Raw genomic sequence first — 15,445 nt, forward strand, 5'->3', positions numbered from 1 at the left:
CTGGAGCATTGTCATCCTCGACCCTGTCCGGCTCCCGGCGGCGACGCGGCCGGGGATGCACGCCGTCGCCGGTCCACGCCCGCCCGCTGGCAACCGGGGCGCAGATGCGATAGTGGCGGGGTCCGAGATGCAGCGCCCGCGCTTGGCGCGTGCCGGCCCCCATGTCAATGCAGGACGCAATTCCGTGAAGGTGATCGCCTCAACGCTCCGCAAGGGCAACGTCGTCGAAAAGGACGGCAAGCTCTATGTGATCCTGTTCGCCGAGAACATCCATCCCGGCAAGGGCACCCCGGTGACCCAGCTCGACATGCGCCGGATCACGGACGGCGTGAAGGTGTCCGAGCGCTACCGGACGACCGAGCAGGTCGAGCGCGCCTTCGTGGAGGATCGCGAGCACACTTTCCTCTACAGCGACGGCGAGGGGTTCCACTTCATGAACCCGGAGAACTACGAGCAGATCGCCGTACCGGAGGACGTGGTCGGCGACGCCGCGCCGTATCTCCAGGAGGGCATGGCGGTGATGCTCTCGGTCCATAACGGCGTCCCCCTGACCATCGAGCTGCCCCAGCGCGTGACCCTCGAGGTCGCCGAGACCGAGCCGGTCCTGAAGGGCCAGACGGCCTCGTCGTCCTACAAGCCCGCGACCCTGTCGAACGGCGTGCGCACCACGGTGCCGCCCCATATCGCCGCCGGCACCCGCGTCGTCGTAATGACGGCCGACGGGTCGTACGTTGAGCGCGCCAAGGACTGAGCCGGACCTGCCGGCCCCGGTTGACTCGGGGCCGGCATCAGCGCGCCGTTCGCGCGGCGGCCTCCAGCGTGGCGTAGCAGCCCTGTGAGATCGCCTGCGCGCGCAGGCGCTCGGTCCCGCTAAAGGGGCGGCCATCCTCCCGGAAGAGATCCTCGCGGAGCAGCGCCTCGGAGGTGCAGCGGGCGGCGATGCGGCAGAGCGGCGGCTCGCCGCCGGTGCGCGCACAGATGGTGACGTAATCGGCGCGGAACGCCCGCAGCCCGGCGCGCGGATTGGCGCCGACCACAGTGACCAGGCCGGTCAGCACCGCCAGCAGGACGGGCTGGTGGATGAGGTAGATCGCGAGGCTGTGCCGGCCCGCGACGGTCGCGGCGCGACCCAGCCGCGTACGCGGAGCCCAGGCCCCGAGGCGTGAACGGGCAAGCTTCGGCAGCCCCAGCCGGCCCAGGACGATCCCGACCAGCACCAGCCCGAACCAGGGGAAGAGCGGCACGTAGTCGTTCGTCCGCGGCACGACCGAGCCCAGGCCGAGAAAGGACAGGGCTGGGGCATCGAGGATGGGCGCGTGCACGACATGCGGCGCGATGAGGAAAGCTGCCGCCGCGAGCGCCGTGACGGGCACCGGCAGGAACAGGAACGGCAGCCCGAGCAGGCTCGAGACGGCGATGCAGTGCAGCACGCCGAAGAAGACGAAGGCGTCTGGGAAGATGGCCCAGGTGCCGAGGGTCACGAGCAGCGCCGCCCCGCCGATCCGCGCGAACCGCGTCAGGGTCGGCCGGAGCCGGACACCGCGGCCGTTCATCAGCACGAGGCCGACGCCGACGAGGAGCAGGAAGCTGCCGGCGATCATCTCGGCAGCAAGTCGACCGGCCGGCGTCAGCGCGTAATTCTCTGCGGTCAGCCGCAGATGGCCGAGATCCCAGAGCGTGTGATAGCTCGCCATCGCGGCGAGGGCGGCTGCCCGGATCGCGTCGATGACCGGCAGGCGGCGTTGCGGTTCCAGGGGGGCGGCGACGGGGCGGTCGAGGGCGACGTCAACGGACATGATGGTGCACCCAAACCATGTCGGGGCCTCCCTTTCCATGGTGACCTGCACCGGGCGCGCTGCCCTTCAGGCTGCGGGCACGGTGCCTCTCGGAAACGTGAAGGCCGCCGGCGCGCGAGCACGAGGGTGCCGGCGGAACCGGCAGCCCGGGAAAACCGCTCGGCTGGGCCGGCGCTTAAACTCCTGTTTCGCCGGAACCTGCGACCGATCGACTGTTGCGGCGTCGCCTCCTTGGGCCAAGATTGCAACTGGGTGGGACTCTTCCGCCGGCCAAATGGGCTTCCCGGACATCAGGACTTCGTTAATCTTGCTGGGAGAGCGCGCGGCGTGATTCGGTGTAGGTTGCTCGGCCATGTCTGACGAACGCGGATCCGGGCCGGAGGACCCCGATCGGGTGACGGTCGCTCGAGCCGGCGAACTGAGTCAGCACGAAGATGAGGCTCTCGACCTCGTCGAGGTGGCCGGCCGCATCAAGTGGTTCGATGTCTCGAAGGGCTTCGGGTTCATCGTGCCCGATGACGGCGCGCCCGATATCCTGCTGCACGTCACCTGCCTCCGCCGCGACGGCTATCAGGCTGCGAGCGAGGGCGCCCGCATCGTCGTGGAGGCCGTGGAGCGACCGCGCGGCTGGCAGGCCTTCCGGGTGCTCTCCCTCGATCAGGCGACCGCGTTGCATCCGTCCGAGATGCCGATGCCGCGTACGCACGTGACCGTGACCCCGACGAGCGGGCTGGAAACGGCGGTCGTGAAGTGGTTCAACCGTCTGCGCGGGTTCGGCTTCCTGACCCGGGGCGACGGAACGCCCGACATCTTCGTGCATATGGAGACGTTGCGGCGCTACGGGATCGCCGAGCTGAAGCCCGGCGAATCCGTCCTCGTGCGCTATGGCGACGGCTCGAAGGGCGTGATGGCGGCCGAGGTCCGGCTGATCGACGGGGCGGTGCCCGCATCGCATTGAGGCCGCAGCCTTCAGGCCGCGCGCAGCTGGCTCTATCTCCTTGGTGAGGCTGAGGAAATCCCGCGTCGGATTCCCCTTTGGCGCATCCTGGTCTATCACCGGTCCGCGGGCTCTCTGGCCCGCACGTCATCCCACGAGAGGCCTGAGCCTGTGAGATCCCTCTTCCACGCCACCCGCGCGGCCGCCATTGCCTGTCTCGCGCTGGTCGCGGTCGGCCCGGCCCCGGCCGTCCTCGCGCAGACGGCGGCGCGCGCTGCCGCGGCCAAGTCGGAGCCGCTGACCATCGTCACCAAGTCCGGTCCGAAGCGCCTCGATGTCGAAGTGATGCGCGATGACGCGGCCCGCGCCCGCGGACTGATGTTCCGACGGCACATGGCCGCCGATCACGGCATGCTGTTCGATTTCGAGCAGGATCAGCCCGTCACCATGTGGATGAAGAACACCTATCTGCCGCTCGACATGCTGTTCATCCGCCCGGACGGGACGATCACCCGGATCGCCGCCGATACGGAGCCGCTCTCCACCGCGATCATCCCTTCGGGCGGCCCGGTTCTCGCGGTCCTGGAACTGAATGCCGGGACCGCGGCGAAGCTCGGGATCGCACCGGGCGACCGGATCGAGCACGCGATGTTCAAGGCCCGCTGAGGGCCGCATTCCGACACGCGAACGCACCGGGAACAAGTGCCTTGACCAAGGCCGCATTCCACGCCAGTGTTCCGGCAATGTTCCGGTGCGCCGGAAGGCTGGTTCAGGGCGGAGGACCCGATGGGCAACGCGGCTGAGGTCGAACTGTTCGGCAACGACGATTGGTCGGTGCAGGCGGAGGGGATCGAGCACCGTGAAACCGGCTACTTCATCGCCCGCAGCGCGCTGGCGATGCGACGGGCCGAGGGTCTGTGGGACTGGCCGCTGCAGATGGCCGAGAAGCGCTGGTGCCGGCCAAGCCTGTTCCGTGAGGCGTTTCTCGCGGCGCTCGACCGCTTCGGCATTCCGCGCGACGCCGAGCTGATCCGGTCCTTCGCGCTCGGCTACGGCATCCGCGCCGTCGTCTCACCGGCCGCTGAGACCTTCGTCAGCTTGGGCGACATGCTGAGGCCGCGCGAGATGGTCGAGCCCGCTCGGATGCCGCAGCGGCCTGCGCGGGTCCTGGCAGCCGCCGGAGCGTGACCGACCGCTGACGCGATGGCGATTTGACCCGGGCTGCCGCACCCGGATAGCCCTCATCCTCGAAGCGAGGGAGAGAGCATCATGGCCGATCACGACCGGGCTGGACTAGACGGGCTGATCACGCCGCCCCTGTCGCGGCGCGGCTTCGTGATGACGAGCCTGATGAGCGGCCTGACACTCGCGACCACCCGCGTCGAGGCCCAGGTGATCCACACGGACACCACCGGCATCGAGGCCGGCGAAGTGAAGATCCCAGCCGCCGACGGTCCGATGCCGGGCTATCGCGCGGCTCCGGAGGGCGCCGGTCCTTTCCCGATCATCCTCGTGATCGAGGAGATCTTCGGCGTTCACGAATACATCAAGGACATCTGCCGCCGGCTCGCGAAGGCAGGTTACTGCGCCGTGGCGCCCGAACTCTACGCCCGTCAAGGCGATCTCTCGACCATGACCGATCCCAAGCAGATCATCCGCGACGTCATCGCGAAGACGCCGGATGCGCAATGGATCGGCGATCTCGACGCGACGGTGGTCTGGGCGGCCTCAGCCGCGAAGGGTGATCCGAACCGGCTCGGGGTCATGGGCTGGTGCCGTGGGGGGCGCGATGCGTGGCTCTACGCGGCGCATCGTCGCGACCTGAAGGCGGCAGTCGCCTGGTACGGACCAGTCGGTGGCGAGCGTACCGACATCCAGCCGCGCACCGCCGCAGACGTGGCCGCGGAGATCCATGCGCCGCTGCTCGGCCTCTATGGCGGAGCCGATACGGGTATCCCGGTGGCGGCCGTGGAGGAGGCGCGTGACCGCGCCAAGGCCGCAGGCAAAAGCGTCGAACTCGTGATCTACCCGGACGCCACGCACGGCTTTCACGCGGATTACCGCCCGAGTTATCGCCGGGAGGCCGCGGAGGATGGCTGGAAGCGTGCGCTGGCCTTCCTGAAATCGCATGGCGTCGGCTGAATAGACGCCCGTGGATGTCCGATAGGACACGTTCCGCGTGGGCTGTGTTGCCCAAGACACGGCCACAACTTCTCGCTTGTGCAAGGATCAAAGGAGGATCTGTGCCTGCGCGGGTCTAGCCCATTGCGCCGTTCGGGCGTTGAACCGATCGAAGCGACCGCCGTTCAGCCCCTGTAGAGTGTCCTGGCCCATGAGCGAATCGGTACAGCCTGGCCAGAAGCCCGTGATCCTCGTCGTGGAAGATCAACCCGACGAGCGCTTCCTCGCGGCCACGCTGCTGGAGGATACCGGCTTCACGGTGATCGAGGCCGAGACCGCCGATCGCGCCCTGGCGATCCTCAATGATCGTGCGGACGAAGTCAGTGTGGTCTTCTCGGATGTCCGCACCCCCGGTCCGATCGGGGGTTTCGAACTCGCGCGGATCATCGGCGTGACATGGCCGCGCGTGCGGGTCCTCCTCACGTCGGGGGATGCCGGCGACCAGCCGAGCGACCTGCGCGTCTCGGCGACCTTCATCCCGAAGCCCTGGCGCGCCGAGGACATCCTCGCTTGGGTGGAGCAGGCCGCGGGACGACCGTCGTCCGGCTCGGGACCATCGGTTATCGGACCCGGCGGCAAAATAATCCCGTCCGGCCTGGAAACCTGAGGCGACCGCACAGTTGTACGCCACTCCGAGGCGCGACGCGTCCGGACCTGAGCAGTACAGTTGATCGACGACGCCATGAAGATTGTTGCAGCCAATCACGCCGATTCCCTTCGCCGGCCCGGCACGCGGGATACGGCCGAGTCGGCCATCCTCGATACGGTCCGCGAGGGCCTACTCAGCGTCTACGTCACGCCGGATCACGATCTGCCGGTGGAACTGGCGGCGCTGGCGCAGCGGCTCGACCGTCCGGACACCGGACAGGCTACCTTTGCTTAGGCTCGATCTCCGAACCTAGGCAGGAGACTGAGACGGCGGGTCGCCAAGACGAGAGAATCTGCTATTCAGCGCATTCTGACCTGCCGACGCAGTGCGTCTCTCAGCCGAGTCCTGGATGCGTCTCAAAGTTCTTCGCGGATCGCTGACGGCCGCCGCGATCATCACACTGGCCGGCCTCTCGACCGTCCAGGCGGCGACGCCCCCGGCCCAGCCCGCCGACGGAGCGGGGGGCGTCGGAGACCGCAAGGCCACGGTGACCAAGCGCCTGCTCGGCCGCGGCACGGCCACCAGCTACGCGTTCTACGCCGCGGGCGCGGCCCCGGAAGCGGGGCGACCGGTCGCGATCTTCTTGCACGGCTGGGGCGTGGTCAATCCGCAGAGCTACGGCGGCTGGATCGATCATCTCGCCCGCCAGGGCTGGCTCGTGGTCTTCCCGCGCTTCCAGGAAGTCAATCGGACGCGTCCGGCCGACGCCCCCGCCATCGCTGAATCCCTGGTCAAGGCGGCGCTCGCGGATCTCGCGACGGATAGCGAGGGCAAGCCCGATCTCGGCCGTGTCGCGGTCATTGGCCATCTGGCCGGCGCCCCGCTCGCCATGGATCTGGCGGCTGCTGCCAAGACGCAGGGTCTGCCGGTGCCCAAGCTCATCTTCGCGGTGGCGCCCGGCGGCATCGCCAGCGGGCCGAAATCCCGCGGCATCGCGCTCACCGACCTTTCGGTGGTGGATCCCGCCACGATGCTCGTCACGATGGTCGGCGACAAGGACACCCGGGCCGCCGATCTCGCGGCCAAGCGTCTCCTGCGCGAGGCGAGCGCCGTGCCGCTCGAGCGCAAGCTGTTCGTGCGGGCGCTTTCGGACGACCACGGCTTTCCGGCCCTGACCGCGACCCTGGCGGCCCCCGCGGGGGTGGATTCCGCCTATGACGGCGGCGCCATCAAGCCGGGTCCGGAATCCAAGGATGCGGCCAAGGATGCGGCCAAGCCGCCGCCGTTCCGCTGGTCCGCCGACATGGCGTTGACCGGCGAGCAGCAGACGTTGGTCTCGCAGATCAACCTCGCCCGGGTCGATGCTCTGGACTATCTCGGTTTCTGGAAGACCTTCGACCTCGCCGCCGCCGCGGCCTTTGCCGGGTCGGATGCGACGGCGCTGAAGAACAATCCGCGCCTCGCCGACATGGAACGGTGGAGCGACGGCTGGCCGGTGAAGCGGCTCGCCGTCGAGACACCCCGCCCCACACCGGCCGCGCAGGCGGGGACGCCGGCGCCCGCACCGGCGGGCCGCAAGCGCTGACAACGGTCCCCGCGACAGCTTGGCCCTGGCGCGGCGCTTGCTAAGCTCCTCCCGTTCGAGACGGGAGGAAAGATCATGCCCGAGTTCGTCGCGAGCCTGCTGGCCGCCGCAGCTTTCTGCCTGACACTGCTCGCGCTCAATGCGCTGACACGGCTGCTGATCCAGGCGCATTTCGCCCCGTCCGACCTGGGCGAGTCCGGCTTCCTGCAGATTGGCGGCGCGCTCCTGATGGCGCGCGCGGCCTATCGCCGGGCCCCGCACCGCCGCACGAGCTGAATTTCAGCGCAGGAAGATGCCGAACGAGCGCGGGCCGTTGCCGGTGGGAATGGTCGCCAGCACCTTGAGCGTTCTGGAATCGAGGACGCTCAGCGTGTTATCGCCCCAATTGGCCACGTAGAGGCGGCCGTCCGAATCCGCGGCAATCCCTTCGGGGTGGTCTCCAACATCGATATCGGCGATCGGCTTGAGCGTGGCGAGATCGAAGGCGGTGATGCTGCCGGCATATTGGTCGGTCACGAAGCCCCGGTCCCCCGTGAGGGCGATCACGTAGGGCCGGCGCCCCGTCGGAACGCGGCCGATCTCGCGACCGGTCTCAAGGTCCAGGACCGACACGTCGTCACCGGTGACGTTGGCCGTGTAAACGCGCCCCGACGCGGCATCGAGGGTGATGCCGAACGGATGCTGGCCCACCGGGATGACCTTCGTCTCCCGCCGCGTCGCGGCGTCCACGACAGACACCGTATCGGCCTCCCGATTGGCCACGTAGAGCGTTGCCCCGTCCGGGCTGACGGCGATCCCCGAGGGCGACGCGCCGACCGTGATCTCGCCATCCGCGACCAGGGTGCCGTCGCGCTCCTTCAGCACGAACAGGCGGTGTCCGTACCAGTCGGCCACGTAGACGGTGCCGCCGCGCGGATCGGCCGCGATGCCGAGCGGGCCGCCGGGCAGCGGCACCTCTGCGACCACGCGGCCGGCATCGAGGTCGATGAGGGCGAGCCCGTGCCCCTCCGGCCGCGTGACGTAGGCGCGTCTGCGATCGGGCGACAGGGCGATTCCGGCGGGCGCTCCGTCGACGGGAATCCGGCGCACCACCTTTCCGGCGGCGAGATCGACAACCTCGACTGCGCCATCGAGCTGCGCGGTGACGATGGCCTCCCGGGCCGGTTCGGCGCGGGAGGCGGTCGCGATCAGAACGAGGCCGGCGGCGAGGGCCGCGCGGCCCCGACCCAGGCTCACGAGCCCTTCTCGACCTTGGCCTTCAGGTTGGCGAGGCTCGCCTTGATCCAGTCGCCGACGCCCTTCTCGGAGGCCTCGTCGTTGAGATCCGGCGGCGGATCGTTGTTCATGTAGCCACGATAGAAGGCCGCCTTCCACTCGACCTTCGACTTGGCGTTCCCCTCTGGCTCGACCGTGATCGCAGCCGAGTAGTCGTTAGCCGGAAGATCCTTCACGTCGACCTTGTCGATGTAATAGGAGAACAGCTTGTCGTCAGGCTTATATTTGTTGCTGGTCTCAGAAATCTGATTGCCGTTCTTGAGCGTCAGCACGCGCTTGAACTTGCCGGCGGGATCGCCCGTCAGCTCGGTCTTTGTCACGTTCTGCATCCAGTCGGCATTCTTCAGGTCGCCGATCACGGCCCAGACCTTGTCGGCGGGGGCGTTGATCTCGATCGATTCGGCGATCTTGCGCCGGGTCGGGCCGTGGGCCTGCGCGGTCGCGGCCACCAGGGCCGCCGTGGCCGCCAGGGCCAGGGTGATTTTCTTCATCTTGTCCTTCTCCTCCCGCCCTCAGCGGTCGTCGCGATCGAGGACGCGCGCCTCGGGGCCGAGCGCCGCCGCGACCTTGTCCTCGATCCAACCCCAGGCCTCGCGCTCGCGCGGGCCCGCGGTCTTGCCGATGGCGATGGCGAGGTAGGCCATCTCCGTCAACACCTTGTCGGGCTCCAGCATGTGGAGCCGGGTCGAAAGAATTGCGGCCTCCAGGACGGCCGCCTGCGCGCGGTTGTAGCCGATGAACGGCTCGTGCGCGGCGCTGTGGACCATCCGGCCGCGGAAGCGCGGCCGGGTCTCGTGCGCCTCGACGGAGGCGACCTCGAACTCCGCGTGGCCGAAACTGTCGGCGAGGCGGCGGCCCTCGATCGCCGCGCACGGCAGCGTCGGCCAGTCGCGCCGGCCCGTCACCGCGCCAGCGATCACCCGAATGTCGCGCGGGCTCGACGCCGCGAAGCAGGGATTCACCTCCAGGTTGGCAATGGTCGGCGACGGCCGGAACGGCGCGAGGACGTAGCCGCCCTCCTCGCCGATCAGCCCGAACGGAACGAGGTGCAGTTCGCCCGCAGGGGAAAGGGTCGTGACGACGGTCTCGAGGATCAGCGGCATGGCCTCACGCCTTGTCGGCGGGGACGAGGCGCCCGCAGACCAGCTTCGCCGGCCGGTCCTGCGGGCGCTCGGGCACGGCCGCGGCGCGCGCCTCCGCATCCGGGATCGTCTCGGGAGACGTCGCGCCGGCCTCGGGCCCGACGATGCGGGCGTCGCGCGTGCCGGGCGGCGGCGCATCGGGTCCGGAATGGCGGGTGTGGCCCGCCTTCTTGAACGCGGTGGCATCCTCGACTTCGGCGTCGGCCGCGCAGCCCCAGTCGAGCGCCTCATCCTGGACGTAGCGCTTGCCGAGCCGCCACGCCGTCTCGGCCTTGGCGAGCTCGGCGCCGAGGTAGAAGGCGTGGGCGCCGTCGCTCGCCACGTCGAGTTCGGGGAAGAAGGCCATCGCGTCGGTGCCGACCCTGTGGATGTCGCGGTTGTAGAGGTGGATGCCGTCCTCGGCGATCACGATCCGGTAATTCGGGTCGCGCACCTCGGCGGCCGCCTGGGCGATCTCGTCGGCGGTCTGCACGAACGGGCGCTTGTCGTGAAGGGCAAGCAACGCCCGGCCGTAGCCCTTCGGAAGCGCCGAGTCGGCCTTGGCCGCGTACATGACCCGCCGGGCGGCATCGTGCTCCTCGACCGTGCGGCGGGTGTGGTTGGAAACCTGCACGATCAGCACGTTGCGGATCGACAATTCCGAGCACATGCCGACGAGGAGCGCGGTGACACCGAGCGAATCGGCCTCGGTCAGCTCGGTGAGATTGCCGGTGCCCATCATCATGTCGATCCCGGGCCAGCGGGCACGGGTGTCACGGTAGCGCGCGATCGAGTCGACGAAGCCGTGGTGGATCGGCTCGAGGATCGGATCGGCCATGAACGGCCGCCCCGCCTTGAGCATGCGCTCGATCGCCCGGTCGAGGGAGGGCAGGTCGTCCGGCCGCATCGGCACGAGGATCGGCACCGCGCCGGTCTCGAAGGCGAGGTCGAGGGTCTCCTCGTTCAGGCTCAGCAGGAAGTCGGCGCCGGCCGCGGCGCCCCGGACGAGTTCCTCGCGGGAGAAGGAATCGACGCTGACCTTCAGGCCGGCGCCCTTCAGCGCCAGCACGGAATCTTCGAGATGCGGGAAGGGGGTATCGGGCAGGCCGCCGAGATCGATGACGTCCGCGCCGCGTCCGGCGAGATCGAGCCCCTTTGCGAGGATCTGATCGACGCTCATCTTCGACGCGTCGACGATCTCCGAGAAGATCCGGAGGTCGTGCCGGGACAGGTCGACTTTGCGGGCGGTCAGGCCGAGCCAGGCCGGCAGGTCGACCACCTCGTCGGGTCCGCGCTCCACCGGAACGCCGAAATGCGCCGCGAGGTGCTCGGGATTCGCCCGGCACCGGCCCGGCAGGATGATCCGCGTGGCACCCTCGGGCAGGACGACCCGCCGGCGGATGATCTCCTCGGTCATCAGCGCCGCGACCTTCACGCCGGCATCCGCGATGCTCCAGTGCCATGTGTTCGGCAGGCCCGCCGCGACCTTCTCCAGCCGCGCCCGAGCGAGACGTCCGGTGACGAAGACGATGTGCTCCGGGGTGCTCACGCGGTGGCCCTTGTCTCGACCGCAACGCGGCCGTTCGGTCCCCAAATCTCGATCACACCGCCGAACCTAGCCGCGAAGCGCGGAAAGGCGGCGTCCACGAGCCCGTCCTCGGCGAGCGCGGCGGCGCTTCGGCCCGGCGGCGCATCAACGGATTTCACCAGAACGCAGCACTCCGCCCGAACTTGCGCCGCGAGCCAGAGGGCGAGGCTGTCCGAGGTAACGTCCCAGGTCTCGGGGATATCCGGATGCCCGGCGCGCAGGCGGCGCGGGTTCCAGATCAGGATCCGCGCGGACGCGATCTCCGCCCAGGGCTCCAGGCTCTGCACCAGCCTCGGCTCGATCCCACGGAAGATCCCGGCCGCCTCGCTCATGGCATCAAGGGCCCGGCGATGGGCCTCGGCATCGCCGAAACGCTCCTGCGCCTGCGCCGTCCGGACGGAATCCGCGAAGGCGCCGCCGCCCGGCACCACGATGCAGCGCCCGTGGGCGCCGTCGGCGATGGCTGCCAGCAAGGCCCGGCGGCGATGCGGGTCCGCCTCCAGACTGCCGCCGATCTTGATGACACGCGTCACGCCGCATCCTGCCGGCTCGGGCGCAGAACGCGCAGCGCCTCGACGACCCGGAGGGGATCGATGCCGTTGCGGCGGTCGAAGTCGCGGCACAGCCCGCCCCGGAAGCCGAGATAATCCGGTCGGTGCGCGCCGAGGCCGGGGATGTCGGTGACCCGGAGCGATCCGGCGAGACCGCTCATCAGCCCGTGCGCCCGGCAGGCGGTGGTGAAGGCCGAGAGGTCCGCCGGGACGGCAAGATCGGGCAGGCGGGTGCCGAGCTTCCCGGCGGTGTCGATCATCGCACCGGCGAATCCGGCAGCCGCCAGATGCGGTACGAGGGCGGCAGCCGGACCATCCTCGGCGAACAATACGGCGATCAGCCGCCCCGGCGCGGCCGCGACGAGAACGGCCATGGCCGCCGCATCCCAACGCAGGCCCGGGCCGAGGCCAACCTTCACCCAGTCGACGCCGGTCCGCGAAAGCGCGGCGACCGAGTCGGCCGTCGGATCGGCGACCGCACTCGTCGCGGCATTGCCGGACACCCGGGTCACGATCTCCCGCACGAGGGCTTCGTCGAGGGCGCCGAGCGCCCCGCGCTCAGGATCCTTGGCGTCGATCAGGTCGGCGCCCGCGAGGCGGACGGCCTCGGCCTCAGCCGGATCACGCACGCTGACGAGGAGCCGGGGCAGTGGGTCTTGCTGGATGGAAGACGCGGGCACGAAACACTCGGACTTGAACGGACCGTCTCAGGACTTCCCGGGCAGCGGCTCGGCGAGCAGGCGGTTCTTCACCACCCAGCGCATCGCGTGCGCCCAGGTATCGTCGGTGTCGGCCCGGATCGTCACCTGGCCACCGCGCACCACCTTGCCGGTATCGGCTTCGGCGATCGCGACGCTCAGGTTGAAGATCTGACCGGACCCCTTCTCCACATAACCGGTCACGACGAGGTCCGCACCCAGGCTCTTGGCGATGTCCGCCGCGCAGCCGTTGCATTTGTAGAGCGGGCCCTCCTTGGCGACCACATCGGCCTTGGGCGCGGTGTCGACGATCTCCAGCCCGGCCTTGTCGTGCAGGGCATTGCGCAATTCGTCGGTGACGAGCGCGAGCTTCCGTGTGTCGACCGGCCACGCCCGGGATCCGTAGGAGGCGCCGGGATCGAACAGCTCGACCGGAAACACCGCTGCCTTCTCGGCGGCCCGGGCGGCGCAGGGCAGGTCGGCCCACAGGAGCACGACACTGCACGCAACGGCCGCGCGGAGAGACGTGTGGCGCATCGGCGGGGGCTTCCTCTCGAGGCGTTCGGCCGCCAACTCCGGCGGCCTCATTCCCGTCATAGGTCGGGCGAAGGGACAATTTGGCAATGTACTTCCGCGCCCACCTATCCCACGACGGCAACGTGAACGTCGGGACGAGACGCCGCGGTTGAGCGGCCTGAGCGGAAGCTGATAGAGGCCGCCCACATGCACCATCCTGCACCCGTCGCGGCCCACCGGCATAAGACGCGCCCGTCCTGGCTGTGCGCGGCCGTCGTCGCGCTGGCCCTCGCTCAGACGGGGGCCCGGGCGGAGGACAAGGCGCCGACCGCGCCCCCGCAGGCGTCCCCGGACTCCGCGCAGCCGGCGGCCCCGCAGGCGCTCGAGACCCGCATCGGCCTGATCTACAAGCCGCAGCCCGCGCCTTCCTCGTACGATGCCGAGGCGGCGCCGGAGGACGAGGGCTCGGCCGGCGCCAAGATGGGGATCGCCGACAACAACACCACGGGGCGCTTCACCAAGCAGACCTACGTCCTCGACGAGATCGCCCTGACCGACGACAAGCCGGACGCCGTGGCGGCCGCCAAGGAGCTGATCGGCGAGGGCATCCGCTATCTCGTCGTGGCGCTCCCCGCCGACGCCGTTCTGGCGGTGGCCGACGCCGTCAAGGACACGGGCGCGGTGATCCTCAACGCGGGGGCCCCGGACGACCGGCTGCGCGGTGCCGATTGCCGCGCCAACGTGTTCCACATCCTGCCGTCGCGGGCGATGCTGACGGACGCCCTGGCGCAGTATCTGACCGTCATGCGCTGGCGGAAGCTCTTCCTGATCGTTGGCCCGACCGACGCCGACAAGGCCTACGCCGACGCGATGCGCAACTCGGCGCGGAAATTCGCGCTGAAGATCACCGCCGAGAAGCCCTGGACCTTCGGCCCCCTCGCGAAGGCGCGCGGCGACACGCCGACCCGCGCCGAGGCGATGGTCTTCACCCGGGGTCTCGACTACGACATGGCCATCGTGGCGGACGAAGAGGGCGACTGGGGCGACTACGTTCCCTACCGCACCGTCGATCCGCGGCCCGTCGGCGGCACGCAGGCGCTGACGCCCACGACCTGGTCCCCCGTGCTGGAGACCTGGGGCGCCGCGCAGGCCCAGAATCGCTTCCGGCGACTCGCGTCGCGGCTGATGCGCCCGCTGGACTACCAGGTCTGGGCCGCGGTGCGGACGGTGGGCGAGGCCGTGACGGCCAAGAAGACCAACGACCCGACCGTCATCGCCCCGTACCTCGTCGAGCCCGCCTTCACCCTGCCGGCCTACAAGGGCGTGCCTCTGAGCTTCCGGCCCTGGGACCACCAGCTCCGCCAGGCGATCATCGTGGTGCAGCCCAAGGCGATGGTGTCCGTGGCGCCGGAGCAGGGATTCCTGCACCAGCGCACGCCCCTCGACACGCTGGGCATCGACCTCCCGGAGACAACCTGCAAGTTCAAGTGAACCCGCGGCCTGCGGCGATGGTGAGCGGCCAAGGCCCTCGCAACGCGCGGGAATCGCACTACAAACGTCCGTCGAGAACGTCCGCCGAGGACGCCGGAACGTCGCAAGGGAAGGAATTGGCATGAGCGGCCGCGTCGAGGCATGTCTGAGTGTGGTCGCCTTCGGTGCGTGGTTCGCCCTGTCCGGGCCGGCTGTGGCCTTCACCGCCTACGTCTCGAACGAGAAGGGCAACTCGGTCAGCGTCATCGACTCCAACACGATGGCGGTGACGGCGACCTGGAAGGTCGGACGGCGCCCGCGCGGGGTGACCGTCTCCAAGGACGGCAAGGAGCTGTTCGTCTGCGCCAGCGACGACGACCGGATCGACGTGCTCGACACGAGTTCCGGCAAGGTCGTGCGCTCGTTGCGTTCCGGGCCTGATCCGGAGCAGTTCATTCTCGATGCCTCCGGGAACCCGCTCTACGTCGCCAACGAGGACGACAGTCAGGTCACGATCATCGACATCGAGAAGAACAAGGTTCTCGCCGAGGTTCCGGTGGGCGTCGAGCCGGAGGGGATGGGCCTGTCGCCGGACGGGAAGATCCTGGTCAACACCTCCGAGACCACCAACATGGCCCACTTCATCGACACGAAGACCTTCCAGGTCATCGACAACGTGCTGGTCGATGCCCGGCCGCGCTTCGCCGAGTTCACCGCCGACGGCAAGTTCCTGTGGGTGTCGGCGGAGGTCGGCGGCACGGTGAGCGTGATCGACGTGGCACAGCGCCGGGTGATCAAGAAGATCACCTTCAAGATCCCCAGCGTCAACGACGAGGCGATCCAGCCCGTCGGCATCCGGATCACCAAGGACGGCAGCAAGGCTTTCGTCGCGCTGGGCCCGGCGAACCGGGTGGCGGTGATCGATGCCAAGACCTACGAGGTCGAGAAGTATCTGCCGGTCGGCCAGCGCGTCTGGCAGCTGGCCTTCACGCCGGACCAGAAGATGCTGTTCACCACGAACGGTACTTCCAACGACGTCTCGGTGATCGACGTGGCCGCCGAGAAGGTGGTGAAGAGCATCCCGGTCGGGCTCCTGCCCTGGGGCGTGGCGATTTCGCCGAACTGATCCGCGCGACCT

General features: G+C 69.2%; 19 protein-coding genes. 11 read left to right on the forward strand and 8 right to left on the reverse strand.

Annotated features, from left to right (window positions below):
• Positions 1–127: 127 nt before the first annotated feature.
• Positions 128–751 carry an elongation factor P gene (gene efp, locus CIW48_RS01225; RefSeq protein ID WP_197739341.1) on the forward strand — a complete coding sequence of 208 codons (624 nt, stop codon included), beginning with the start codon at positions 128–130 and terminating at the stop codon, positions 749–751.
• 37 nt (positions 752–788) lie between these two features.
• Here the strand turns inward: efp and CIW48_RS01230 are convergent, their stop codons facing one another.
• On the reverse strand, positions 789–1,796 hold the full coding sequence (locus CIW48_RS01230) for a heparan-alpha-glucosaminide N-acetyltransferase (protein ID WP_149308323.1): 1,008 nt from the start codon (positions 1,794–1,796) through the stop codon (positions 789–791).
• 352 nt (positions 1,797–2,148) lie between these two features.
• Between CIW48_RS01230 and CIW48_RS01235 the strand changes: the two genes are divergently transcribed.
• The 8 genes from CIW48_RS01235 to CIW48_RS01270 all read left to right on the forward strand — a co-directional run bounded on the left by CIW48_RS01235 (position 2,149) and on the right by CIW48_RS01270 (position 7,364).
• Positions 2,149–2,754, forward strand: coding sequence for a cold-shock protein (locus CIW48_RS01235; protein ID WP_246695080.1), 606 nt, complete (start codon positions 2,149–2,151; stop codon positions 2,752–2,754).
• A gap of 186 nt (positions 2,755–2,940) precedes the next feature.
• Positions 2,941–3,399 (forward strand): DUF192 domain-containing protein, encoded by a 459-nt coding sequence (locus CIW48_RS01240; RefSeq protein ID WP_246695095.1) that lies wholly within the window; start codon positions 2,941–2,943, stop codon positions 3,397–3,399.
• Between the two features lie 120 nt (positions 3,400–3,519).
• Positions 3,520–3,921: a hypothetical protein gene (locus CIW48_RS01245; RefSeq protein ID WP_149308327.1), complete on the forward strand. Its 402-nt coding sequence runs from the start codon at positions 3,520–3,522 to the stop codon at positions 3,919–3,921.
• Positions 3,922–4,002: 81 nt separating this feature from the next.
• Complete coding sequence (locus CIW48_RS01250; RefSeq protein WP_149308329.1) at positions 4,003–4,875, forward strand: dienelactone hydrolase family protein; 873 nt, start codon at positions 4,003–4,005, stop codon at positions 4,873–4,875.
• Positions 4,876–5,065: 190 nt separating this feature from the next.
• Complete coding sequence (locus CIW48_RS01255; RefSeq protein ID WP_091779125.1) at positions 5,066–5,521, forward strand: response regulator; 456 nt, start codon at positions 5,066–5,068, stop codon at positions 5,519–5,521.
• A gap of 60 nt (positions 5,522–5,581) precedes the next feature.
• Complete coding sequence (locus tag CIW48_RS01260; RefSeq protein WP_246695081.1) at positions 5,582–5,797, forward strand: hypothetical protein; 216 nt, start codon at positions 5,582–5,584, stop codon at positions 5,795–5,797.
• A 115-nt stretch (positions 5,798–5,912) separates the two neighbouring features.
• On the forward strand, positions 5,913–7,088 hold the full coding sequence (locus CIW48_RS01265) for an alpha/beta hydrolase (RefSeq protein WP_149308332.1): 1,176 nt from the start codon (positions 5,913–5,915) through the stop codon (positions 7,086–7,088).
• 75 nt (positions 7,089–7,163) lie between these two features.
• Entirely contained in the window at positions 7,164–7,364 is a 201-nt protein-coding gene (locus CIW48_RS01270; RefSeq protein ID WP_091779121.1) for a hypothetical protein, read from the forward strand.
• A gap of 3 nt (positions 7,365–7,367) precedes the next feature.
• On the opposite strand, the gene CIW48_RS01275 is transcribed toward CIW48_RS01270, so the two are convergent.
• From CIW48_RS01275 to CIW48_RS01305, 7 genes are read right to left on the reverse strand one after another with little or no spacing between them, the layout of a single operon-like run.
• Positions 7,368–8,324 carry a YncE family protein gene (locus CIW48_RS01275; RefSeq protein WP_149308334.1) on the reverse strand — a complete coding sequence of 319 codons (957 nt, stop codon included), beginning with the start codon at positions 8,322–8,324 and terminating at the stop codon, positions 7,368–7,370.
• Complete coding sequence (locus CIW48_RS01280) at positions 8,321–8,854, reverse strand: SRPBCC family protein (protein WP_149308336.1); 534 nt, start codon at positions 8,852–8,854, stop codon at positions 8,321–8,323. The genes CIW48_RS01275 and CIW48_RS01280 overlap by 4 nt, the downstream gene beginning before the upstream one ends.
• Before the next feature lie 21 nt (positions 8,855–8,875).
• On the reverse strand, positions 8,876–9,466 hold the full coding sequence (locus tag CIW48_RS01285) for a DUF447 domain-containing protein (protein ID WP_149308338.1): 591 nt from the start codon (positions 9,464–9,466) through the stop codon (positions 8,876–8,878).
• Between the two features lie 4 nt (positions 9,467–9,470).
• On the reverse strand, positions 9,471–11,033 hold the full coding sequence (locus CIW48_RS01290; RefSeq protein WP_149308340.1) for a DUF6513 domain-containing protein: 1,563 nt from the start codon (positions 11,031–11,033) through the stop codon (positions 9,471–9,473).
• Positions 11,030–11,605 carry a uridylate kinase gene (locus CIW48_RS01295; RefSeq protein WP_149308342.1) on the reverse strand — a complete coding sequence of 192 codons (576 nt, stop codon included), beginning with the start codon at positions 11,603–11,605 and terminating at the stop codon, positions 11,030–11,032. Before CIW48_RS01295 ends, CIW48_RS01290 begins: the two co-directional genes overlap by 4 nt.
• Positions 11,602–12,303: a (5-formylfuran-3-yl)methyl phosphate synthase gene (locus CIW48_RS01300; protein ID WP_149308344.1), complete on the reverse strand. Its 702-nt coding sequence runs from the start codon at positions 12,301–12,303 to the stop codon at positions 11,602–11,604. Before CIW48_RS01300 ends, CIW48_RS01295 begins: the two co-directional genes overlap by 4 nt.
• 27 nt (positions 12,304–12,330) lie before the next feature.
• Positions 12,331–12,858: a DUF3280 domain-containing protein gene (locus tag CIW48_RS01305; RefSeq protein WP_149308346.1), complete on the reverse strand. Its 528-nt coding sequence runs from the start codon at positions 12,856–12,858 to the stop codon at positions 12,331–12,333.
• A 186-nt stretch (positions 12,859–13,044) separates the two neighbouring features.
• Between CIW48_RS01305 and CIW48_RS01310 the strand changes: the two genes are divergently transcribed.
• On the forward strand, positions 13,045–14,328 hold the full coding sequence (locus CIW48_RS01310; protein ID WP_149308348.1) for an ABC transporter substrate-binding protein: 1,284 nt from the start codon (positions 13,045–13,047) through the stop codon (positions 14,326–14,328).
• A gap of 121 nt (positions 14,329–14,449) precedes the next feature.
• Entirely contained in the window at positions 14,450–15,433 is a 984-nt protein-coding gene (locus CIW48_RS01315; protein ID WP_149308350.1) for a YVTN family beta-propeller repeat protein, read from the forward strand.
• The last annotated feature ends 12 nt before the right edge of the window (positions 15,434–15,445 follow it).

It is taken from the genome of Methylobacterium sp. P1-11 (assembly GCF_008329595.1).
In the GTDB taxonomy this organism is placed as follows: domain Bacteria; phylum Pseudomonadota; class Alphaproteobacteria; order Rhizobiales; family Beijerinckiaceae; genus Methylobacterium.

Bases quoted from the DNA above. Each gene is read 5' to 3' on its own strand.
- CIW48_RS01285 (WP_149308338.1), bottom strand. From the start codon at position 9,466: ATGCCGCTGATCCTCGAGACCGTCGTCACGACCCTTTCCCCTGCGGGC.
- CIW48_RS01310 (WP_149308348.1), top strand. From the start codon at position 13,045: ATGCACCATCCTGCACCCGTCGCGGCCCACCGGCATAAGACGCGCCCG.
- efp (WP_197739341.1), top strand. From the start codon at position 128: ATGCAGCGCCCGCGCTTGGCGCGTGCCGGCCCCCATGTCAATGCAGGA.
- CIW48_RS01280 (WP_149308336.1), bottom strand. From the start codon at position 8,854: ATGAAGAAAATCACCCTGGCCCTGGCGGCCACGGCGGCCCTGGTGGCC.
- CIW48_RS01250 (WP_149308329.1), top strand. From the start codon at position 4,003: ATGGCCGATCACGACCGGGCTGGACTAGACGGGCTGATCACGCCGCCC.
- CIW48_RS01255 (WP_091779125.1), top strand. From the start codon at position 5,066: ATGAGCGAATCGGTACAGCCTGGCCAGAAGCCCGTGATCCTCGTCGTG.
- CIW48_RS01265 (WP_149308332.1), top strand. From the start codon at position 5,913: ATGCGTCTCAAAGTTCTTCGCGGATCGCTGACGGCCGCCGCGATCATC.
- CIW48_RS01315 (WP_149308350.1), top strand. From the start codon at position 14,450: ATGAGCGGCCGCGTCGAGGCATGTCTGAGTGTGGTCGCCTTCGGTGCG.
- CIW48_RS01230 (WP_149308323.1), bottom strand. From the start codon at position 1,796: ATGTCCGTTGACGTCGCCCTCGACCGCCCCGTCGCCGCCCCCCTGGAA.
- CIW48_RS01305 (WP_149308346.1), bottom strand. From the start codon at position 12,858: ATGCGCCACACGTCTCTCCGCGCGGCCGTTGCGTGCAGTGTCGTGCTC.
- CIW48_RS01270 (WP_091779121.1), top strand. From the start codon at position 7,164: ATGCCCGAGTTCGTCGCGAGCCTGCTGGCCGCCGCAGCTTTCTGCCTG.
- CIW48_RS01245 (WP_149308327.1), top strand. From the start codon at position 3,520: ATGGGCAACGCGGCTGAGGTCGAACTGTTCGGCAACGACGATTGGTCG.
- CIW48_RS01235 (WP_246695080.1), top strand. From the start codon at position 2,149: ATGTCTGACGAACGCGGATCCGGGCCGGAGGACCCCGATCGGGTGACG.